At 46.0% G+C, this 22510-nt stretch carries 15 protein-coding genes, 1 tRNA gene and 1 pseudogene; 11 read left to right on the forward strand and 6 right to left on the reverse strand.

Annotated features, from left to right (window positions below; genetic code table 11):
- Positions 1-108: 108 nt before the first annotated feature.
- The 4 genes from E4T80_RS05140 to fabI form a co-directional block, all read right to left on the reverse strand.
- A tRNA-Val gene (locus tag E4T80_RS05140) sits at positions 109-185 on the reverse strand.
- 80 nt (positions 186-265) lie between these two features.
- Positions 266-1087 carry a bis(5'-nucleosyl)-tetraphosphatase (symmetrical) ApaH gene (apaH, locus tag E4T80_RS05145; RefSeq protein WP_135055706.1) on the reverse strand — a complete coding sequence of 274 codons (822 nt, stop codon included), beginning with the start codon at positions 1085-1087 and terminating at the stop codon, positions 266-268.
- A 45-nt stretch (positions 1088-1132) separates the two neighbouring features.
- Positions 1133-3112 carry an exoribonuclease II gene (locus tag E4T80_RS05150; protein ID WP_135055709.1) on the reverse strand — a complete coding sequence of 660 codons (1980 nt, stop codon included), beginning with the start codon at positions 3110-3112 and terminating at the stop codon, positions 1133-1135.
- A gap of 92 nt (positions 3113-3204) precedes the next feature.
- A complete protein-coding gene (fabI, locus tag E4T80_RS05155; RefSeq protein WP_135055827.1) occupies positions 3205-3993 on the reverse strand; it encodes an enoyl-ACP reductase FabI in 789 nt (262 codons plus the stop codon).
- 217 nt (positions 3994-4210) lie between these two features.
- Here fabI and rlmE point away from each other — a divergent pair, with 217 nt between their 5' ends.
- The 10 genes from rlmE (at position 4211) to E4T80_RS05205 (ending at position 19053) form a co-directional block, all read left to right on the forward strand.
- Positions 4211-4837 (forward strand): 23S rRNA (uridine(2552)-2'-O)-methyltransferase RlmE, encoded by a 627-nt coding sequence (gene rlmE, locus E4T80_RS05160; protein ID WP_135055712.1) that lies wholly within the window; start codon positions 4211-4213, stop codon positions 4835-4837.
- A 76-nt stretch (positions 4838-4913) separates the two neighbouring features.
- Entirely contained in the window at positions 4914-6830 is a 1917-nt protein-coding gene (ftsH, locus tag E4T80_RS05165) for an ATP-dependent zinc metalloprotease FtsH (protein ID WP_135055715.1), read from the forward strand.
- 151 nt (positions 6831-6981) lie between these two features.
- Positions 6982-8196, forward strand: coding sequence for an aromatic amino acid transport family protein (locus tag E4T80_RS05170; protein WP_135055718.1), 1215 nt, complete (start codon positions 6982-6984; stop codon positions 8194-8196).
- Positions 8197-8378: 182 nt separating this feature from the next.
- On the forward strand, positions 8379-9596 hold the full coding sequence (locus tag E4T80_RS05175; RefSeq protein ID WP_135055721.1) for an aromatic amino acid transport family protein: 1218 nt from the start codon (positions 8379-8381) through the stop codon (positions 9594-9596).
- 131 nt (positions 9597-9727) lie between these two features.
- Positions 9728-10210 carry a leucine-responsive transcriptional regulator Lrp gene (lrp, locus tag E4T80_RS05180; RefSeq protein ID WP_047976425.1) on the forward strand — a complete coding sequence of 161 codons (483 nt, stop codon included), beginning with the start codon at positions 9728-9730 and terminating at the stop codon, positions 10208-10210.
- A gap of 9 nt (positions 10211-10219) precedes the next feature.
- Entirely contained in the window at positions 10220-12940 is a 2721-nt protein-coding gene (locus E4T80_RS05185; protein WP_135055723.1) for a DNA translocase FtsK, read from the forward strand.
- Positions 12941-12999: 59 nt separating this feature from the next.
- Positions 13000-13842: a KPN_02809 family neutral zinc metallopeptidase gene (gene ypfJ / locus E4T80_RS05190; RefSeq protein WP_135055726.1), complete on the forward strand. Its 843-nt coding sequence runs from the start codon at positions 13000-13002 to the stop codon at positions 13840-13842.
- 99 nt (positions 13843-13941) lie between these two features.
- Positions 13942-15009, forward strand: a complete 1068-nt coding sequence (gene aroG / locus E4T80_RS05195; protein WP_135055729.1) for a 3-deoxy-7-phosphoheptulonate synthase AroG — start codon at positions 13942-13944, stop codon at positions 15007-15009.
- Positions 15010-15107: 98 nt separating this feature from the next.
- Positions 15108-15797 (forward strand): tRNA (adenosine(37)-N6)-threonylcarbamoyltransferase complex dimerization subunit type 1 TsaB, encoded by a 690-nt coding sequence (tsaB, locus tag E4T80_RS05200; protein WP_135055732.1) that lies wholly within the window; start codon positions 15108-15110, stop codon positions 15795-15797.
- Between the two features lie 160 nt (positions 15798-15957).
- Positions 15958-19053, forward strand: coding sequence for an autotransporter outer membrane beta-barrel domain-containing protein (locus E4T80_RS05205; protein WP_167740695.1), 3096 nt, complete (start codon positions 15958-15960; stop codon positions 19051-19053).
- A gap of 302 nt (positions 19054-19355) precedes the next feature.
- Here the strand turns inward: E4T80_RS05205 and purF are convergent, their stop codons facing one another.
- Positions 19356-20870: an amidophosphoribosyltransferase gene (gene purF, locus E4T80_RS05210; RefSeq protein ID WP_135055738.1), complete on the reverse strand. Its 1515-nt coding sequence runs from the start codon at positions 20868-20870 to the stop codon at positions 19356-19358.
- A 9-nt stretch (positions 20871-20879) separates the two neighbouring features.
- Positions 20880-21383, reverse strand: a complete 504-nt coding sequence (locus E4T80_RS05215; protein WP_047976419.1) for a CvpA family protein — start codon at positions 21381-21383, stop codon at positions 20880-20882.
- Positions 21384-21751: 368 nt separating this feature from the next.
- On the opposite strand from E4T80_RS05215, the pseudogene E4T80_RS13330 reads away from it, so the two are divergent.
- A pseudogene (locus E4T80_RS13330) lies at positions 21752-22507 on the forward strand (ESPR-type extended signal peptide-containing protein); the annotation flags it as partial.
- Between the last annotated feature and the right edge of the window lie 3 nt (positions 22508-22510).

A 22510-nucleotide genomic window follows, 5' to 3' on the forward strand; every position in this document is an offset into this window, starting at 1 on the left:
AACGAAAAAAAGCGATAAATAACGATAGGTAAAAAGGACTAAATTAGGCTTAGGTGCTTGATTTATAAGAGTTTAAAGAGAAGTTACGAAAGGTCGTGATAAGTAGAATGGTGCGACCGGCTGGACTCGAACCAGTGACCCCCACCATGTCAAGGTGGTGCTCTAACCAACTGAGCTACGGTCGCATTGTGCTTGAAAACGCGGGCTATTCTATCAGAAAGATGGGGGAATGCAAGTGCCTTTTATTCAAGTGATTGTTTTTAAATCATTTTGGTGAATAAATGCGTGGTTGGGTGAAAATGTGTTTATCTTCCCACCGCAATAGGGTGAGGTGATTGCCCCACACGCAGCCGGTATCCAGTGCGTAGATATTGGCAGGTGTGGGGTAGCCGATAAGACTTGCCCAGTGTCCGAAGAAAATAGTCTGTTCTTGGTAGAGCGGGTTAGGTAGCTCAAACCAAGGTTTTAGTGCTTCGGGGGCTTGTTCTACAGGGAGTTTGCAGTCGAAGTCTAATCGATTATCGGCATAGCAAAACCGCATTCGGGTGAAGACGTTAATAATGTAACGTAGCCGATCGATGCCTTGTAAATCGGGCGACCACCGAGTCGGTTCATTACAATACATTTGGGCGAGCAATTGGGCAAAATGGTCGCTTTGCAAGACGCTTTCCACCTCTCTTGCACAGGCTAGGGTGGTGGTAAGATCCCACTGCGGACTAATCCCCGCGTGCGCCATAATAAATCGATGTTTTGGGTGTTGAGCAACAAGCGGTCGGTTTCTCAGCCAAGTTTGCAATTCGAGCCGATCTTCAGCATTAAATATCGCTTCCACATTATCTTTTGCTTTAACAGGCTTGATACCTTGCAAAGTAGCGAGTAAATGCAGATCGTGATTACCGAGCACGACCGTTGCGCGCTCGCCGAGTTGTTTCACAAAACGCAAACATTCCAAAGACTGCTCGCCACGGGCGACTAAATCGCCTGTCAGCCAGAGTTCGTCTTGGTTAGGATCAAAATCCGCCTGCTTTAACACACGTTGAAATTCATCAAAACAGCCGTGTAGATCGCCGATAATGTAAGTTGCCATTTTGTATCCTTGCAAAGTTTGGGAGAGAAGTTACCGCTTGTGCCGTTAAATCACCAATTCACCCACGATAGAGCGGGTCTCAATCCGCACCTCTTTGAGTTTTATATTAACCGTTTGCCCGATTTGGTAGGCTTTTTCGCCTTTAATGTAAAGGGCAAGCGCTTCGGGGTTGAACTGGATTTCCTCTTTATTCGGGTGAAGCGTTGAGAACGGAACGAACAGTGAAGCACCGTTTTTCAGCACTTTTACACGCAATCCGCCACGGGAAACATCGTGAATTTCTCCCTCAAATACCGTGTTTTGCTCGACCATTGGGGCGAGGTAACGGGCGTAGAGCCAGTCGGCAATATCCCGTTCAACCAAGCGATTTTGCTTGCGGGCTTCTTGCAGGCGGGTGAGGATATCCTCATTCACCGGCGTTGGTAATTGTCCGAGTAGCACCTGTTTGATGAGGCGGTGATTAACCATATCGCCGTATTTGCGGATTGGCGATGTCCAAGTGGCATAGTGGGCGATCCCCAATCCCAAGTGTGGTGCGCAGTGCGATTTAAATTCGGCAAATGTCAGATAGCGGCGGAGGCGCATTTCTAAGAAATTTTCCGGAAAATCCTCAATATCTCGGCGCATTTCGCAGTAGCCTGCTAATGTGCTTAACCGCTCGACTGAGTAGCGTGCGGCTAGTTCGGCTTGGTTCTGCTCATTGGCGAGGGTGTCGAGCAGGAATTTTCTTGCCGGTTCGAGATTTTTTTGATCGAAGCCGGAATGGGTATTGAATACGCCGGTGTGAGCGTGCTGATCTAAAAATTGTGCCGCACACATATTGGCGATAATCATTGATTCTTCGATCATTTGGTTAGCGATACGGCGGTATTCCACCTGAATATCTTTCACCGATCCGTCTTCGTTCAGCTCGAAAGCGTAGTCGCCCTGTTCTTTGAAGAGCAAGGCATTTTGACGTCGCCATTCAATGCGCGCTAAGGTGAATTGATGTAGCCATTCGATCTGTTGCTGTGTTTCAGGCTGATCCGGTGTCCAATGCTGCTCGGTTTTTTCAATAAAATCAGACACATCGTTGTAAGCTAATTTGGCTTTGGATTCAATCCACGCTGAAACGAAACTCGTGTCGCCCGTAACGTTACCGGCAAGATCCGTTTCAATATAGGAGACCAATGCCGGACGTTTTTTGTTCGGTACAAGCGAGCAAAGTTCGTCTGACAGCTCACGAGGTAACATCGGAATGTTAAAGCCCGGCAGATAGTTGGTAAAGCAGCGTTGGCGGGCAGCTTTTTCAATCTCGGAATTGAGCGGAATATAGGCGGTCGGATCGGCAATCGCGACCACTAAACGCCAGCCGCTTTGTACTTCGCCCGCTATTATCGGCTCAATATAAAGGGCATCGTCCATATCCTGTGTGCTTGGCGAGTCGATGGTGGTGAAGTAGAGCGAGGTTAAATCTTCCCGTGGTAATTCATCGTGAAGTTGATAGCTTGGTTCGCTTTTAACCGGCTCTCGTGGCTGCTCGTGGCGTGCTAAAGTTACCCACCACGGCGCAAAATTATCCGTGCCGGAGCAGATAAATTGGGCAACTTGCGCAAAGAAAAAGCGATCATCACGCAATGGGTGCGTTTTTAATTGTGCCACCACCCAGTCGTTTTCCGTCAGTTTTTGCGTGATTTTTTTGTGCGTATTGGCGGGAATAAATGACTTAATGCTTGGGTGATCGACCGCTAATTGCAATTTGCCGTCTTTGTTGAATTTGACTTGGGCGATAAAGCGGTTCAACATCGGCTCAAGCAATGAGTCAATCTCCACTTGTTCTTTGTCGCCGTCCCGTTTAACGACGGCTCGCACCTTGTCGCCGTGCATAATTTTTTTCATTTCCGGCGGTGGAATGAAATAGGTGTTCTTTTCACATTCTAAAAAGCCGTAGCTTTTATCGGAGGCTTTTACCGTGCCTTCCACATATTCTTTACTGGCTTCAATCTGTTGTTTGAGTTGGGCTAAAAGCGGGTTATTTTGAAACATAGGTTTAAATTAAAAGTATAAAAAATGAGAAACAAGCGGTGAGATTTGGCAAAAAATTGACAACAATCGACCGCTTGTCTGTGTATTGTAAATTATTCTGCGCCTAAATCGCCCATTGCGACAATGCTGAAACCGGCGTCCACGTGCACCACTTCGCCGGTGATCCCGCCGGCTAAATCGGAACACAAGAAAGCGGCGGAGTTACCCACATCTTCAATCGTAACGGTGCGACGTAGCGGTGCTGTTTTTTCAAAGGTCGCCAACATTTTTTTGAAATCTTTAATGCCGGAGGCTGCAAGAGTGCGGATTGGGCCGGCTGAAATAGCGTTTACCCGAATGCCTTCTTTGCCTAAATCCGCTGCCATTACACGAGTGCTGGCTTCAAGGGAGGCTTTTGCCAAACACATTACGTTGTAGTTTGGAATTGCCCGTTCTGCGCCAAGGTATGAAAGGGTGAGCAATGCCGAGTTTGGATTGAGCATTGGGCGGGCAGCTTGTGCCATTGCCACAAAGCTGTAGGCACTGATGTCGTGGGCGATGCGGAAGCCCTCACGGGTTGCGGCATTGACATAATCGCCGTCTAGTTGATCTGCCGGGGCAAAGCCGATGGAATGCACGAAACCGTCAAATTTTTCCCAATGTTTGCCAAGGGCGGCGAAGCATTCCGTGATGCTCTCGTCTGTGGCAACGTCCATTGGTAAGACAATTTCCGAGCCAAATTCTTTGGCAAATTCTTCAACACGCCCTTTTAATTTATCGTTTAAATAGGTAAATGCTAGTTCAGCCCCTTCACGCTTCATTGCGCTGGCAATGCCGTAAGCGATCGAGCGGTTGCTTGCCAAACCGGTAATTAAAATACGTTTTCCAGCTAAAAAGCCCATAAAATGTTCCTCTTTTTTCATTCATTACTGTGGCTCTATGAGCCGAAACGGGCGAATTATAGCGAATTTTTGATTTTTCGGGAAATACAAGCGGTCGGATCAGCGGTATTTTTTGCAAATTTCTCGGCAAGTTTAGCCGGAAAATCACATATTTCCCTTGAAATTAGGGATTTCAGCCTTATTATATCTGCCCTAAAATGAGGTGTTAATAGACAAAATGGGTAGAAAACGCAGTGCAAGTTCCTCTCGTTGGCTTGCGGAACATTTTAAAGATCAGTTTGTACAGAAGGCGCATAAGCAAAAATTGCGCTCTCGTGCGTATTTTAAATTGGACGAAATTCAGCAGACTGATCGTCTATTTAAAGCGGGAATGACCGTGGTTGATTTAGGGGCAGCGCCGGGCGGTTGGTCGCAATATGTGGTAACCCAAATCGGCAGCAAAGGGCGGGTGATTGCCTGTGATATTTTAGATATGAACCCGATTGTCGGGGTTGATTTTTTACAAGGCGATTTTCGTGAAGAGAGCGTATTAAATGCGCTATTAGAGCGGGTCGGTGAAGCAAAGGTGGATGTAGTGATGTCTGATATGGCACCGAATTTTAGCGGAATGCCGTCAGTCGATATTCCAAGGGCAATGTATTTGGTTGAGTTAGCCTTGGATATGTGTCGCCAAGTGTTAGCACCCAAAGGCAGCTTTGTGGTCAAAGTGTTCCAAGGCGAAGGGTTTGACGACTATCTGCGTGAAATACGCGCACTATTTAGTACCGTTAAGGTGCGTAAACCGGAAGCCTCACGGGATCGCTCTCGAGAAGTGTATATTGTGGCGACGGGCTATAAAGGATAGCCTAGTCAGCGTGGCGAATTTGTGGTAATTTGAACAGAATTTTTCAGTAAAAATAAGAGGTAAAGCCTTGAACGATATGTTTAAAAATATTTTGCTTTGGGCAGTGATTGGCATCACGTTGATGACTGCATTTCAAGGCTTTAACACGGGATTTAACAGCTCGGAAAATACGGCGTATTCCACGTTTTTAAGCGATATTAAAAACGATCGGCTTAAAACGGTGGATTTTAAACGCAGTGATGATGTGATTGCGGTAACACGGACAGACGGTACAAAATACCAAACTGTGATGCCGATATATGATCGCTCTTTAATGGATGATCTCGCCAACACCAATGCGGTGATTACCGGCGAACCGGCAGAAAGTCGCAGTTTTCTCTCACAAATTTTAATTTCTTGGTTTCCGCTTATTGTGCTAATCGGTTTTTGGGTATTTTGGACACGCCAAATGCAAGGGGGCGGCGGTCGAGCAATGAGCTTTGGCAAAAGCAAGGCGAAAATGTTGGCACCGGATCAAATTAAGACCACCTTTGCTGATGTCGCAGGTTGTGATGAAGCTAAAGAGGAAGTAGCGGAAGTGGTGGACTTCCTGCGTGATCCGAGCAAATTCCAGAAATTAGGCGGACGTATTCCTAAAGGCATCTTAATGGTCGGCCCGCCGGGAACGGGTAAAACCTTACTGGCAAAAGCGATCGCCGGTGAAGCAAAAGTGCCGTTCTTTACAATGGCAGGTTCGGATTTTGTCGAAATGTTTGTCGGGGTCGGGGCGTCTCGTGTGCGGGATCTTTTTGAACAAGCCAAGAAAAACGCGCCTTGTATTATCTTTATTGACGAAATTGATGCGGTTGGGCGTAAACGTGGCGGTGCCGGTTTTAGCGGCGGGCACGATGAGCGTGAACAAACCCTCAACCAAATGCTCGTGGAAATGGACGGCTTTGAAGGTTCGGAAGGCGTGATTGTGATTGCGGCAACCAACCGCTCCGATGTGCTGGATAACGCATTGACCCGTCCGGGACGTTTCGACCGTCAAGTGATGGTTGGTTTGCCGGACGTTAAAGGGCGTGAGCAGATTTTGCAAGTCCATATGAAGAAAGTCCCGCTTGCACCGGATGTTGATCCGATGATTATCGCCCGTGGCACACCGGGGTATTCGGGTGCAGAGTTAGCCAATTTAGTGAATGAAGCGGCGTTGTTTTCCGCGCGAGCGAATCAACGTGTCGTAACGATGAACGATTTTGAAAAAGCGAAAGACAAAATCAATATGGGGCCGGAACGCCGCTCAATGATTATGACCGAAGAGCAAAAAATTTCGACCGCTTATCACGAGGCAGGGCATGCCATTGTCGGTTACTTAATGCCGGAGCACGACCCGGTACATAAAGTTACCATTATTCCGCGCGGACGGGCGTTAGGGGTAACTTTCTTTCTGCCGGAAGGGGATAAAATCAGTATCAGCCAAAAACAACTGGAAGGCAAACTTGCCAGCACCTACGGCGGTCGCTTGGCGGAAGAGTTAATTTACGGCAAAGAAAATATCTCAACCGGTGCATCAAGCGATATTCAAGTGGCATCTAATATTGCCCGCCGTATGATTACGGAATGGGGTTTCTCCGAGCATCTCGGGCCGATTTTATACAAAGAGGAAGAGGGCTTTGGTGCACCGAAAGTGGTGTCGGAAGCAACGGCGAAGCTGATTGACGAGGAAGTGCGTAAAATTATTGATCGCAACTATGAACGCGCCAGACAAGTGCTAGTGGACAATATGGATATTCTGCACGCAATGAAAGATGCGTTGATGAAATATGAAACCATTGATATGCCACAAATTAAAAACTTAATGGAACGTAAACCGGTTGGAGAGCCGGCAAGTTGGCAGGATCATAACGATAATCCGCTACCGTCTTCAGCGGATAGAACGCCGGAAAAGGCGGTCGAAGAAAGCCCTTCACCATTGGAAGATTCCGTGGCTGATAGCCAAGCAGATCTTAAATAGCCGTCTATTAAGCTAAAGAACCGAGCAAGCGCTCGGTTTTTTCTGTTTTTTGCAAAATGCTGTATTTATAAAATTACATTGTAAAAATAACTATACATATCATTTTGTTGTTTGCTAGAATACTGCTGATTTTTTTGGTTTAGAGGTGCTTATGAAGAATAAAACGTTAGGCAGTGCTTTGATTGTTGCCGGTACAACAATTGGCGGGGGAATGTTGGCGATGCCGCTCACTTCCGCAGGGATTGGGTTTGGTTTGACCATTGTATTGTTGATCGCCCTTTGGGTATTATTATGTTTCAGTGCGTTATTATTTGTCGAACTGTATCAAAATGCTGACAGTGATGCCGGTATCGGGACTTTAGCGGAGAAATATTACGGCACGTTCGGGCGGGTGATTTCTACCGCCGTTCTGATTATTTTCTTGTATGCGTTAGTTTCCGCCTATGTGTCCGGCGGTAGTTCGATTATTGCCGCTTTCCTGCCGACTATTGTCGATGCGGAAACGACCTCCCGCGTTGCCGGATTGCTGTTTACCCTCGTGTTCGGTGCATTTATTATTATCGGTACGAGCAGTGTTGATGTAGTAAACCGCCTGTTGTTTACGACTAAAATCTTAGCATTTCTGCTTGTGCTTTGCTTATTGTTACCGAAAGTGTCGTTTGAGAACTTATTGGAAATCCCGATTGATAACGCATTGATCATTTCCGCCAGCCCGATTTTTTTCACCTCTTTCGGCTTTCACGGCTCAATTCCGAGTTTGAACAAATATTTGGACGGTAACGTAAAAGCATTGCGAATCTCCATTCTTATCGGTACCTCAATTCCGTTGGTTGCCTATATTCTATGGCAGTTGGCTACTCACGGCGTATTAAGCCAAGGGGAATTTTTAGCCATTTTAGATAAAGATCCGACCCTAAACGGCTTAGCCACCGCCGTGAGTGCGGCAACCGGTAGTGAGATTATCGGCGGTACGGTGCGCATTTTCTCGGCATTGGCATTGATTACCTCATTCTTAGGCGTGGCATTAGGCTTGTTTGAAGCCCTTGAAGATCTGCTTAAACGGGTGAACATCAACGCAGGTCGGGCTTCATTAGGTCTTTTAACCTTTTTACCGCCCCTTGCTTTTGCACTTTTCTATCCGCAGGGGTTTGTTGCCGCCTTAGGCTATGCAGGGCAAATGTTTGCTTTCTATGCGATCGTCTTACCGATTGCAATGGTGTGGAAAATGCGCCAACAATTCCCTGATTTAGCCTATCGGGTGAAAGGTGGCTCGGCGGCTTTAATCATCGCATTGGTAATCGGTATCTTTATCGTGATCGTCCCATTCTTAACGGAAGCAGGTTTATTACCAAAAGTGGTCGGCTAAACACCGCTATTGTTCAAATCGCTTAGTACAAGCGGTCGGTTTTTGCAAAAAACTGCAATGAACCGGCCGCTTTTTTGTCAGCATAAACTGACATAGATGTAATAATTTTATTACAGTGAAAATTTTTCGTTACATTTTGTTTTGGCTTTGCTAAAATGCTGCCGATTTTAATCGGAGGACGTATGAAAAATAAAATCTTGGGCAGTGCCTTGATGATTGCCGGCACGACGATTGGTGCCGGTATGCTGGCAATGCCACTCACCTCAGCCGGAATGGGCTTTGGAATGACATTGGTGCTTTTGGTCGGTTTATGGCTATTGCTGACTTATACCGGCTTGCTGTTTATGGAAGTGTATCAAACCGCTCGGCAGCAAGATGTGGGCGTGGCATCACTTGCGGAGCAGTATTTCGGCATTGTCGGGCGGGTGTTGGCAACGTTTAGCCTATTGGTGTTGCTCTATGCGTTATTGTCCGCCTATATCACCGGTGGCGGTTCGTTATTGTCCGGCTTATTACCGCAGATTATTGACGAACAAACCACTCTCAAAGTCGGTATTTTATTGTTTACCCTGATTTTAGGGACGTTTGTCGTGGTTGGGATTAAAAGTGTTGATGGTTTAACCCGCCTGCTGTTTATCGGCAAAATTGTCGCTTTTGTGTTTGTATTGTTGATGATGCTTCCAAAAGCGGAATTGGAGAATTTAACTGCCGTACCCCTTGATAATTTATTGGTGATCTCCGCCGTGCCGATTTTCTTCACCTCTTACGGCTTCCACGTCATTATGGGTAGTATTAACAGCTACCTAGATGCCGATATTAAGAAAATCCGCCTTGCGATTTTAGTCGGTACGCTCATTCCGTTGGTCGCCTATGTCTTGTGGCAGTTAGCTACTCACGGTGTGCTGACACAATCGGAATTTGTAGCACTGTTAAGCCAAGATCCAACCTTGAACGGCTTGGTGAAAGCGACCTCGCATATTACCGGCAGCACGATTTTAGGCGAAATGGTGCGTATCTTTTCCGCATTGGCATTGATTACCTCGTTTTTAGGGGTAGCGATGGGCATTTTTGAAGGCGTGGGCGATTTGCTGAAACGCTTTGAGCTGCCGAATACCCGTGGCGTACTGACACCGCTGACCTTTATTCCGCCCCTTGTATTTGCAATGTTCTATCCGGACGGCTTCATTTATGCGCTCGGCTGGGCAGGCTTACTGTTTGCCTTCTATGGTTTAATCTTGCCGATCGGCTTAGCGTGGAAAGCCCGCCAATTACACCCGAATTTGCCTTATCGTGTTGCCGGCGGTAATGCCGCACTTATTGTAGCGTTTGTGATGGGCGTCATCATTATGGTTATCCCTTTCTTAATGCAAAACGGCATTTTGCCACAGGTTGCGGGCTAAATTAGCGGTTCTTTCTCAAATCCAATCGTGCAAGCGGTTGGATTTTTGCTTTTTTTGAAAATAGTTTTAGACCTTGCAAATTTATCTCGGTAGAATAGCCTGTTAGAGAAATTTGCTAAAAAGGTCGTAAAATGGAACATAAAAAACTGCCGAAAGCCCTTGATGCCATTGATTTAAAAATTCTAAACGAATTGCAACGCAACGGCAAAATGTCCAATATTGAATTGTCGAAACGGGTCGGACTTTCCCCGACCCCCTGTCTTGAACGGGTCAAACGCCTTGAAAAGCAAAACGTGATTATGGGCTATAAAGCGTTGCTCAACCCCGAGTTATTGGAAGCACCGTTATTAGTGATTGTCGAAATTACGCTGGTGCGGGGGAAACCGGATGTGTTTGAAGAATTTAACCGTGAAGTGCAGCAGTTAGATGAAATTCAAGAGTGCCATTTGGTGTCCGGCGATTTTGATTACCTGCTCAAAACACGGGTGGCAGATATGGCGGCGTACCGAAAATTACTCGGCACAACCTTGTTGCGTTTACCGGGCGTAAACGATACCCGCACTTATGTGGTAATGGAAGAGGTCAAACAAACCAACTATTTATTATTAAAGTAAGGAAGTGAAGTGATCGCACATTTAAAAGGGAAGCAAAATGTCATTAAATTTGCCCTCTTGCTAACGGGCTTAGTGGGGTTATATTTGATTGTTGCTTGGGCGAGTTATAGCTCATTGGATAACGGCTGGTCGGTGGCGAGCAGTGCAACGCAAGACGTACTGAATAAAAGCGGCAGTTTGGGGGCGTGGCTGATTGATTTGCTCCAGTCAATGTTCGGCAAAGTGGCGTTTATCTTTCCCTTTGCCTTAACGTTCACCGCGGGTTATCTCCTGATAATGCGGTATGCCGAACAACTGACGTGGCAAGCAATGTGCCTGTGGTTTGTCAGCCTCTTATTGTTGATGTGCGGCTTAGCAGGCTTGGCAAACGTGCTGCTTGCCAACTCTGCCTATTATTTATCCGGCGGGTTTGTGGGGGGCGTGTTAGCCGATCTCGTTGGCGATTGGCTCGGTCAGTTTGGGATTTTGCTTATCGCAATGGTACTGGCTTCGGTCGGTTTTTATTTTTGCTCCGGTCAATTATTATGGGGCTTGTTCAATCGTTTTTATCATTGGCTGACGGAAGTAAAAGATCAAGCAACGAGCGAGCCTGCACCACCGGAAGCCGCGTTGCAAAAAAATGACGATCACACACCGCTTGTCATACCAAATGTTGATACCGATATTGCCCCACCGACAGCGGAAACAGGCTTAACCTATGTGTCGAACTTTATCACTCGTCCGAAGATTATCGGCTTAAAAACCGCGGAAAAACCTGCCGAGCCGACAGCGGTAATGCACCGTGAAATGCCGCAAAATCTGACCGATGTATCAAGGTTTCAGGTGGAAAATCCGCAGCCGTTACCGAAAGTCAGCGTGTCAGATGCCGAACCTCTGCCTGTTCACACTTCGCCAATCTCTGTTGAGACCGAGTATACTATCGAACCGTTATCCGAGCCGACAATGCCGCAGGTTCGGCTAAATCCGAGCAGTGTGGCGGTATCGCCAACGGTGAATGAAGAAGGACAAAACGAATTTAGTAGGGCGAGTATGGAAACGGCATTAGACGAACCGTTGTCATTGCCGAGTGTGAGTATGCCTCACGAAAAAGCCGAGTCGCAGCCCTCTTTTTTGCAAACTTTGGGGCAAAACGCACCGCCTGAGCCGATGGAAACGCTTTCTGAAACCGAGGCAAAACCGAAAGCGAGTTACCCGAAAGGCTATGGCAATAGTTTAATTCACCCGTTGTTGGAACGACAGAAAACGGTGGAGAAGCCGACCACCCCGTTACCGACGTTGGATTTACTCAATCCAAGCCCGGCTGCTCCGCAACAAATTACCGAGCAGGAAATTCGTGAAACTTCGGCGAGAATTGAGCAAGAGCTGGCAAATTTCGGCATTAAAGCTACTGTGGAAGATGTGTTAGTCGGGCCGGTAGTAACCCGTTATGAAATTCAGCCGGCAGCGGGAGTGAAAGCGGCAAAAATTGCCGCCCTTGGCAGTGATTTAGCCCGCTCGTTGATTTTTAAAGCGATTCGGATTACCGAAGCCGTGCCGGGCAAGCCTTATATTGGCATTGAAGCGCCAAATCGACAGCGTGAAACCGTGTGGTTGCGTGATGTGTTGGAGAGCGAAGCGTTTCGCTGTTCCGAGGCGATTTTACCAATGGCATTGGGCAAAGATATTAGCGGTAATCCGATCGTAGTCGATATGGCGAAAATGCCGCATTTGCTGGTGGCAGGGCAAACGGGCGGTGGTAAATCCGTTGGGGTGAATACGATGATCCTGAGCCTATTGTTCAAGCTCACGCCGGATCAAGTCCGTTTTATAATGATCGATCCGAAAGTGGTCGAACTGTCGGTGTATAACGATATTCCGCATCTGCTTACCCCAGTGGTAACGGATATGAAAAAAGCCGAAAATGCGCTACGCTGGGCGGTTGAGGAGATGGAACGTCGCTATTTGTTGTTGAGTAGCATTAATGTGCGGAATATTGAGGGCTATAACAGCTTGATTAAAAAGGCGAACGAAGAAATGGGCATTCCGATTCCAAATCCGCTTTGGCGACCGGGCGATACAATGGATCAAATGCCGCCGCCGTTGGAAAAAATGAGCTATATTGTGTTGGTGGTCGATGAATTTGCCGATTTAATGATGTCTGCCGGTAAACAGGTTGAAGATTATATTATGCGTATTGCCCAGAAAGCACGGGCGGTCGGCATTCACTTAATTTTAGCCACGCAGCGTCCGTCCACTGATGTGATTACAGGGGTGATCAAAGCCAATATCCCTAGCCGAATTGCCTTTACGGTGGCGAGCCAAATTGATTCCCGCACAATTTTAGATAAGGGCGGGGCGGAGTCGCTGTTGGGACGGGGCGATATGCTATATGCGCCGAACGGTAGTCCGGAATTAGTGCGTGTCCACGGGGCGTTTATGACCGATGATGAGGTCAATCGCATTGCGGATAACTGGCGGGCGAGGGGCAAACCGGCGTATATTGAGAATATCACTGCCTCAAACGATAATGACAACGGCAATGGTGATGAACGGGATAGTGGCGATCTCGATCCGCTGTTTGATGAGATCGTGCAATTTGTGATAGACACGGAAATTACCTCCATCAGCGGTATTCAACGCCGCTTTAAACTCGGTTTTAACCGTGCCGGCAGAATTGTGGATCAGCTAGAAGCCGAGGGGATCTTGTCTGCACAGGATAACCGTGGTAAACGGGAAATTCTCGCCCGTTGACCGTGCAAGCGGTCGGTTCGGGCTGAAAATTGACAAAACAATGAGAGAAGGAAACCAATATGCGTTTAGAAAATGAAAGAGAAAGTCGCAATGTGGAAGATCGCCGAGGGCAATCGGGCGGTCGCAGGATGGTTGGTGGGCGTAAAGGCGGCATTTTAGGCTTTATTATCTTATTGGTCGGGGCATATTATGGGGTGGATCTGTCCGGTATGGTCAATTTTGGCGAAGGGCAGTACGAGCAACAGCCACGGATTGCCAGTGCCGAAGAGCAAGAGTTGAATACGCTTTCCCGCAAAGTGCTTTATACGACCGAGCGAATTTGGGGCGACTATTTCAAGCAAAACGGAATGACCTACCAAGCACCGACCTTAGTGTTGTACCGTGGAGCAACGGGAACGGCGTGTGGCACCGGGCAGTCGGTAATGGGACCGTTTTACTGCCCTGCCGATGAGAAAATTTATCTCGATCTCGCCTTTTATGATGATATGAAACACAAATTGCGTGCGGCAGGGGATTTTGCATTTGCCTATGTGATTGCCCACGAAGTAGGGCATCATATCCAAAATAAATTGGGCATCACCCAGCAAACACAGCGGGCGCAACGCAATGCCGCCAGCCAAAAAGCCGCTAATCAAATTTCGGTGAATGTCGAATTACAGGCAGATTGTTTTGCGGGAGTATGGGGCTACCAAATTCAGCGTGAAGGTAAACTCGAGGCGGGCGATGTGGAAGAAGCCTTTTTAGCTGCCGAAGCGGTCGGCGATGACCGTTTGCAGCAACAAAGTCAAGGCAGAGTCATTCCGGACAGTTTCACCCACGGGTCATCGGCACAGCGTTTGGCGTGGTTTAGAAAGGGGCTACAATCGGGCAATCCGAATGTGTGTAACACCTTTAATCATTGATTGACAATGCCCGCCAATTCTTCTACTTTAATTGGCGGGGCGTTGTATTTTAACGATCCCCATTATCTACGGATATTTTTATAATAATGAGGAAGCAAAATGTACAGAAATGACGATATTCGGATTAACAGCATCGAAGAATTATTACCGCCGGTGGCATTGATTGAAAGTTGTCCGGCAAGTACGGTCGCCGCAGATACGGTAGAGAAAACCCGTACCGCCGTCCACAATATTATTCACGGTAAAGATGATCGCTTATTGGTGGTGATCGGACCTTGTTCCATTCACGATCCCAACGCGGCGATTGAATATGCGCAAAGAATTAAAGCGTTACGCGCCAATCTGGATATTGCCCGAAATCTTGAAATCGTAATGCGGGTCTATTTTGAAAAGCCACGCACCACAGTCGGTTGGAAAGGCTTGATTAACGACCCGTATCTGAATGAAACTTTTGCGTTAAATGACGGTTTACGCATTGCCCGTAAGGTGTTATCGGATATTAACGATCTGACCGTACCGGCGGCAGGGGAATTTTTGGATATGATTACACCGCAATATGTGGCGGATTTTATGAGTTGGGGAGCAATCGGCGCAAGAACGACTGAATCGCAAGTGCATAGAGAACTAGCCTCCGGCTTATCCTGTGCGGTAGGCTTTAAAAACGGCACAAACGGCGGAGTGAAAATCGCCTTAGATGCGATTTCTTCGGCGGAATCACCGCACCATTTCCTGTCTGTTACCAAGTTTGGCCATTCTGCGATTGTGTCCACTATCGGCAATCCTGACTGCCATATTATTTTACGGGGAGGGGATAATGGCACGAATTATGATGCGCAATCTGTGGCGAAAGTGTGTGCCGATATTGAGAAAGCCGGTCGCCGCCCGCACGTGATGGTTGATTTCAGCCACGCTAACAGCCAAAAACAGTTCAAACGTCAAATGGAAGTGTGTGCGGACGTCTGTGCCCAAATTGCCGGTGGTTCGCACTTTATTTCCGGCGTAATGATCGAGAGCCATTTGGTTGAAGGACGGCAGGATCTAGTCGCAGGTGAACCGTTGGTGTACGGGCAAAGTATCACCGATGCGTGTATCGGTTGGGAAGATAGTGAAAAGGCACTGTTCCAACTGGCAGAAGCCGTTGAGCAACGCCGTCAAAAAAGCCACTGATTTGCAAAAAACAGTGAGAAACAAACCGCTTGCAGTTGATGAGCAGGGACGCATTGGCGTCCCTTATAGATATAAAAATATGATCGGATAAGCAAAATATGACAACCATTCTTGCGTTAGATACCGCAACAGAAGCCTGCTCGGTGGCATTATTACATCAGGGGCAGCACACTTTTATGGATGAACTTAGCCCTCGTAGCCATACGCAGCGCATCTTGCCAATGGTCGATGAATTACTGACACAAGCCGGCATAGATCTTCGTCAAGTCGATTACTTAGCCTTTGGACGTGGACCGGGCAGTTTTACCGGTGTGCGTGTCGGCGTAGGGATTGCACAAGGCTTGGCAATGGGCGCGGATTTGCCAGTGGTGGCGTTATCCAACTTACATATAATGGCGGAACAGGCTTATCAAACGCTCGGTGCTACGGAGGTGGTTGCTTTAATTGATGCCCGAATGAACGAAGTCTATTTTACTCAATTAACCAAAACAGCAGACGGTTGGCAGGACATTATACCGGAGCAGGTCTGCTCGCCTGAAAAAGCGATCGCACAGTTCCGACAGGAACGTAATCCAACCGTTGTCGGCACAGGCTGGGCGGCATATCCTGCGTTTGCCGCTGCGGATTTAGGGGTAATAGTCAGCGATATTACTTTGCCTTCGGCACGTTATATTCTACCGCTTGCATTGGCGCAGGCAGCACAAGGTCGGAGGCAATCCGCCCTTGAGATTGAACCGGTTTATTTGCGCAATGAAGTAACTTGGAAAAAATTGCCGCATAAATTATAGGATTGGTGAGTTAAGTGTTGCTTTTAAAGCGATAATAATAGGTGTGTTGCCTGTTGACGCTAGCCTTTGATATTAAAATTATTTCCACTTTGTTCCTGTCATAAAGTATCCATATTTCCTTATTAGAATGCGCAAAATTCATTCTAATAAGGAACGTTCAATGGCTCAACCTTCATTTCAATTAAGCAAAATTGCTGTGTGCCTTAGCCTATTCTCGCTATTTACGCCTGATATGTTAGCGGAAATAGATTTAAACCAAACCTATCAGTTAATAGAACAGCAAGCGGGTAGTTGGTTTCAACAATTAGATAGAAGTTTGCCGCTTTACCCTCAGCCGGGATCGGTCGCAGCGGAGATAGATCGTAGGGAGGCATTAAATCGTCAACAGTCTGACAAGGCTCGCAAAGTTTTAGCTCAAGAAGATGCGAATCAACATAAAGATCACGTTGCAATGTTAATGCGTAATGCCGCATTACAGAATTTTGCCCCAAGTATTGATAACCAACGTTATTATGAATTGAGTGATGATTTACGCAATCTAGTAAAGCGAGCCGGTTATGTTTTTGATCCGAATAAAGGACGCTCTCGTTCTTACGATTTTATTTTGAAAGATAAATATCGGCGTGGCAGACCCTATCAGGTGTTAGATAAGAAGGGAGAATATAAACCGAATTATGTCAACGTAAAAGGATCATCTTATCCTAGCGGGCATACTGCTAACGGTTTTGGTGAAGCTGTCTTAGCCTCAATGATTTTTCCTGAACGAGGTAAAGAGATTTTTTCACGGGCGCTACAATATGGTGAAAGCCGTACAGTGCTTGGTGCTCATTTTCCAACAGACACGATAGCCTCTCGTTTTTCTCAGTATTTTTACAAAGCCCAATTACTTAACAATGATGAAATTGTTTCCCATTTAGTGCAATTTGCTAAAAGTGTGCGTGAGCCATTTGATACGGTTTGTCGGGAAACAGAAGATGCTTTACGCACTTGTTTAGATATGCTTGATGCTCCGTTATCCACCCAATATGAGGCTGAAGATCATAATATTGGCTATTATGGGCAAATCTTTCCTGAACGCACCGCTCAAGTTGTTTTACCGGATAATTTACCCGATACCGCAGGTGCTTTATTACGTCTGCGTTTTCCATATTTGAATGATAATGCCCGAAGACAAATTCTCGCAGCCGATGCCTACCCAAGCCATAGTTTGGCTAATTTGGGGGATTTCTCAAATGCAGAAAATAACTGGGGCTTGATCAATTTGCCCGCCTCTTATGATGGACCTAGTTATTTTTACGGAGATTTTGCCACGCTTGCTGAACCGGAACACCACTTAGATTTAGGCAATTTTAGTCAGTATGACCGTTGGACAAAAGCGATTCAAGGAGAGGGGCGCTTAATAATGAACCATACAGGTATATTGGATTTGGTGGGGCGTAATCGCTTTGCGGGTATTATTATTCATCAAGGGCTTGTTCGGTTAGCGGGCGAACATCGTTTAGCTGGCAAGAGTCAGATAAGTGAAAATGGAAATTTAGTGATTGCGGAAGCAACGCCAAGGTTGGGGCAATTAAGCGGTAATGGAACGGTGATATTTGAACCTCGTGAAGGGTTTTCAATCTTGACATTAGATAACCTATCCGGTCAGTTAAATTTTGAGATTAACACCGATCTTGCTCATCAAAAATCCGATAAAATCGTTGTAAAAGGCTCGGACAACGGTGAGTTTGGTTTGATTGTTACAGATAGCGGTAACGAACCGCAAACGGAAAACGGCAAGGTTACACTGGTTGAAACCCAAACGGGGACGGCACAATTTCGCTTAAAAGATCGGGAATATATCGATGCAGGGGCATTCCGCTACCGTTTGTATAAAGAGGACAATGATTGGGTGCTGTCTAACCGCAATGGTGAGCGGGTTGTTACACTGACTAAACCGAATGAGGCAGAAAGTGCGCAAACGGATATGTCTAAGCCGGAAGCGGATATCCAGCCGACTGTTTCGACAGAGACACGGCCAAATGAAAATACCAACAACAAAGAGCATCTCGTCAATCAGCCGAGTGAAACGCTGACCGTGCCGGTAGAGAATCCGCCAAAAAATGATGTGGCTGATTTGGGGGATTTTGAGAATCAACCAATAGAATCTCCAATAACATCAGCCATATCAGCAGATAATTCATCAAAAGATAATGTAGGGAATTTGGCGATTCAACCAACGGAACTCCCAACAACATCAGACATATCAACGGGCAATTTACCAAAAGAGAATACGTCAAGTTCGAGTAATGTTACGCATCAACCGACAGAATCAGCTAATAATGCGACACCGTCGGTGAATACACCGTCAATAACGCCTCAAGTGCCGCAAGTAACGGGCGGTTTAAAGGAATTGTCGGCAAGAACCAATGAGGGTATCTCACTTCGTCAGGCACAGGTGTTGCATTTGGAACAGAGTTTAAGCGGTATTCATCAGCGCTTGGGTGAGCTAAAACAAGGCGAGCGGAGCAATGTATGGGTGAGAAATCTCAACAGTCGTCATAAGTTGGGTGAAATGCAGGTTGTACCGGACAGCCGTACATCGGGCTTTACGCAGGATTATCACACGCTACAAGTCGGAGCGGATACTGCATTAAATGATACGTTGCGGTTGGGGGCATTTGCCGGTACGGCTCGCTCGAAGATTGATTTTAAGGGCGACTACGGCTCCGGCAAAATCAACAGCCAAACGCTCGGTTTATACGGCACGTTCCAATTTAATAACGGTTTGTATTTTGATCAGATTGCCAAATATGAACGCTTAACATCACAGGGGCAGGCAACAGCGAAACGTCGTTACAATGGCTATACGTTGTCGAGCGAAGTGGGCAAAGTGCATACATTGGGGCAAGGTTGGACGGTTACGCCGCAATTACAGTTAGCGTGGTCAAGCCTCTCGGCAAAAGAGAATGAAGATCGTCTGTCAGCATTTTATGCGAGAATGGGTGTTCGGGTCACCAAAATGTTGGATTTAAACGGTTGGACGTTACAGCCGTATGCGGAAGTCAACGGTATAACGACCAAAAACCGCCACAGTCAAGTACGAGTTAATCAATATGTCTTTGACGTTGCCTCAACACGAGGGCGGGTTGAAACTGTTCTTGGCATCAATGCAGCGGCAGGCAACCACCGTTTTGGTGTAGAAGCAACAACCACGAGGGGTAAACACCTCGACCAACCGTTTGCAGTACAAGCAAATTACCGTTATAGCTGGTAACAAACAAGCGGTCGGTTTGTTGTTATTTTTGGCAATAATCATCGTAGTGGCACAAAACGATTGCTTTAATGTAGGTATTGGGGACGCGATCTAGGCGCTCCTCTCTATGTGGAAAATGATATTTTGCGTACAACTATACTATACAAGAGCGTACTTCTTATGCTGATGGGAGATGATAAAAATCGGCAAATTTTTGCCGATTTTGGGGAATGATGTAGTAAATACATAAAATAGATATTGCGATGTAATATCGTAATTTTCAGGAAATATCTTAAAACGCACCGCTTGTACGGTGCGTTTTGTTATCTTTCGTTGTGGATTTCCAAATTGGTTGCTTGAGCAGCGAGTTTGGCTTTTGCCTTATCGTTGCGGGCGTTGGCTACGGCATCAAGATAGGCACAATCGACATCACCGGTAATGTATTCTCCGGTAAAGACAGAAGCATCGAAATTGTGGATTGCCGGATTTTCAATTTGCACGGATTTAAACAAGTCCGCTAAATCTTGGAAAACCAATTTATCTACGCCAATCATTTCTGCTACTTGTTCAACAGTACGGTCGTAAGCCACTAATTCTTGGCAGGTCGGCATATCGATACCGTACACATTCGGGTAGCGGATTTCCGGTGCGGCGGAGGCAAAATAGACTTTTTTCGCACCGGCTGCCCGTGCCATTTCCACGATTTGCTCGGAGGTTGTGCCACGTACGATGGAATCATCAACCAATAACACGTTTTTGCCGGTAAACTCGGTCGCAATGGCGTTTAGTTTACGGCGTACCGAACTTTTACGCTGGGCTTGTCCCGGCATAATAAAGGTACGAGCCACATAGCGATTTTTGACAAAACCCTGTCGATACGGCTTGTTCAGTACATTGGCAATTTGCAAGGCAATATCCGTTGAAGTTTCCGGAATCGGAATAACCACGTCAATATCGGCAAGCTCCGTTTGCCACTCCCGTGCGATTTTCTCACCGAGTAAACGCCCCATATGGACACGGGACGCATAGACGGAAACGCCGTCAATTACCGAGTCCGGACGGGCAAAATAGACGTATTCAAAAATACACGGGTTGAGCTTCGGATTATCCGCACAAATGGCAGAGTGGAATTGCCCGTCAAAGCTGATGTAGATTGCCTCGCCCGGTTGTACATCACGCACATAATCAAAGCCGACGACATCAAGTGCCACGCTTTCGGAGGCAAACATATATTCCGTTTTGCCGTTGATTTCACGTTTACCCAGTACAAGCGGTCGGATACCGAACGGATCACGAAATGCCACCATACCGTAGCCGATAATCATAGCCAAACAAGCATAAGCGCCTTTGATGACGTTATTCGTTTGGCGGACGGTATCGAAAATATTTTGGGGGGTAAGCGCATTCGGGTATTGATCGAGGTAATGAGCGAAGATATTGAGTAAGGATTCGGAATCGGAATTAGTATTCACGTGGCGTTTGGCAAGGGTGAATAGCATCTTTTTGAGTTCGGCATTGTTGGTTAAATTACCGTTATGCACGAGGGTTAAGCCGTAAGGCGAGTTTACATAGAAAGGCTGCGCTTCCGATACGCTAGAACTGCCCGCCGTTGGGTAGCGAACGTGCCCGATACCGACATTGCCCTGTAAGCGCAACATATGCTCTTGTCGGAATACATCGCTGACTAAACCGTTGGCTTTACGCAGCCGGAAGCGGTTTTCGTTATCAATGGTTACAATGCCTGCCGCATCTTGCCCACGATGTTGTAAAAGGGTTAAACCATCATAAATTGCCTGATTAACAGGCGTATTGCCAATAATGCCGACAATGCCGCACATAATTACCTCTTAATTGGTCGATTTGAGAAAACTGGAGTTTGCTTGAAGCTGTTCAAAAAACCATTTCACGATGAAGTCGAAATGGGGAATCAGTTGCGATTCTTTCCACAATTCACTTTGGCTGAATTGGGTAAAGGTATCAATAAAAAATAAAATTGCCGCCACAATGAAAATGCCGCGTAAAACACCGAATGCAGCACCGAGCACCCTATCTGTACCGGTTAAACCGGTTTTATCTACTAATTGGGATAATAGTGCATTGGCAATGCCGACAATCATTAGTGTGATAACAAATAAAATAGCAGCGGCAATGCCGTTGCGAAGATATTCCGAGTTTTGTAGATAAACAGAGTTAATTTGCAATAAATAGCCGCTTAAATACGGATAAAATTTGCTGGCGATAAAGAAAGCAACGACCCATCCGACAAGAGATAGCACTTCGCTGACAAAGCCCCGCCAAAGACTGACTAGTAATGAAAAAACAATAATCCCGATAATAATGGCATCAACCATAAGCACCTCAAAAGTGGATTAGGCAACAAAATGACTATTCTACAAAAAAAGAAAACGTTTGCGTAGTTTAAATTTGTCAGCTTGATACTTACTCTCTTAGCAAGCGGTCAGTTTCAGCAAATTTTTGCAAAATGTCGTTTTCATCTATCAATAATTTATGCGAAGCTCTACTAATTTGTTTGGTAAAATATTGTAAATTTTTCATTTGTTTTAATTTTGTTAAATTTGTATAAGTGATTGATTTTTTTTTTTTTTTTTTTTTTTTTTTTGAGGGATGTTGGGTTTGCGAACTTTACGATTGTGTACTTTTAATTCTTTATTGTATATAATCGCGCGCCATTTAAATCAAAAAGGTAATAAGGAACTTTATGAATAAGATATTTAAGGTTATTTGGAACCAGTCTTTAGGTGTTTGGGTCGCTGTGTCTGAGTTAGCAAAAGGGTATAGTAAATCAACATCGAGTAATCAATCGGTAGATAAGGAGAGTATAACGACATTGGTCAAAAACACGAGTTTTATACTTTCTAATATATCCCTTGGATTAATTACTCTTTTGGCGGTTGATGCTGTTTTTGCGGGTCAAGTGGGTAACAGAGCAGATAGAGGAGATCCTAAAACGATTGTTATTGGTGAAGGGGAAGATTTTACTGGTTTACCTGCATACACATATTCTAATACGACATCTTCGAGTGATCCCCATCTGGTTTCGCCTAATGAGCATTCTATTGCAATTGGGGGGGCTGCAACGGTTTGGAATAAACAAAACAGTATTGCATTAGGACATAATGCCGTTGTTTGGGATGACTATCCTAAAGGAAATTTTCCTCAGGCAGGTAGTATTGCATTAGGTGCTCACTCTGTTGCCGGAGCGACAAATACTGGAAATACAACTAAATCAATAGAAATTGGTGGGATAAAATATACTTTTGCTGGACAACCTGGTGACAGCACTCCTGTGCTTTCGATTGGTTCAGGGAGTTCTTATAAAGGTACTCGAACAACAAGAAATCAAACTCTTACTCGTGACTATCAATACCGTCAAATTCAAAATGTAGCGGCGGGGTCTATTTCCAATACATCAACAGATGCAATCAATGGCTCGCAATTATATGCTGTTATTGAAGCG

Source organism: Muribacter muris (genome assembly GCF_004569585.1).
GTDB classification, from domain to species: Bacteria; Pseudomonadota; Gammaproteobacteria; order Enterobacterales; family Pasteurellaceae; genus Muribacter; species Muribacter muris.

Coding starts and splice junctions, on each gene's coding strand:
- apaH (WP_135055706.1), bottom strand. CDS start 1,087: ATGGCAACTTACATTATCGGCGATCTACACGGCTGTTTTGATGAATTT.
- E4T80_RS05150 (WP_135055709.1), bottom strand. CDS start 3,112: ATGTTTCAAAATAACCCGCTTTTAGCCCAACTCAAACAACAGATTGAA.
- fabI (WP_135055827.1), bottom strand. CDS start 3,993: ATGGGCTTTTTAGCTGGAAAACGTATTTTAATTACCGGTTTGGCAAGC.
- rlmE (WP_135055712.1), top strand. CDS start 4,211: ATGGGTAGAAAACGCAGTGCAAGTTCCTCTCGTTGGCTTGCGGAACAT.
- ftsH (WP_135055715.1), top strand. CDS start 4,914: ATGTTTAAAAATATTTTGCTTTGGGCAGTGATTGGCATCACGTTGATG.
- E4T80_RS05170 (WP_135055718.1), top strand. CDS start 6,982: ATGAAGAATAAAACGTTAGGCAGTGCTTTGATTGTTGCCGGTACAACA.
- E4T80_RS05175 (WP_135055721.1), top strand. CDS start 8,379: ATGAAAAATAAAATCTTGGGCAGTGCCTTGATGATTGCCGGCACGACG.
- lrp (WP_047976425.1), top strand. CDS start 9,728: ATGGAACATAAAAAACTGCCGAAAGCCCTTGATGCCATTGATTTAAAA.
- ypfJ (WP_135055726.1), top strand. CDS start 13,000: ATGCGTTTAGAAAATGAAAGAGAAAGTCGCAATGTGGAAGATCGCCGA.
- aroG (WP_135055729.1), top strand. CDS start 13,942: ATGTACAGAAATGACGATATTCGGATTAACAGCATCGAAGAATTATTA.
- tsaB (WP_135055732.1), top strand. CDS start 15,108: ATGACAACCATTCTTGCGTTAGATACCGCAACAGAAGCCTGCTCGGTG.
- E4T80_RS05205 (WP_167740695.1), top strand. CDS start 15,958: ATGGCTCAACCTTCATTTCAATTAAGCAAAATTGCTGTGTGCCTTAGC.
- purF (WP_135055738.1), bottom strand. CDS start 20,870: ATGTGCGGCATTGTCGGCATTATTGGCAATACGCCTGTTAATCAGGCA.
- E4T80_RS05215 (WP_047976419.1), bottom strand. CDS start 21,383: ATGGTTGATGCCATTATTATCGGGATTATTGTTTTTTCATTACTAGTC.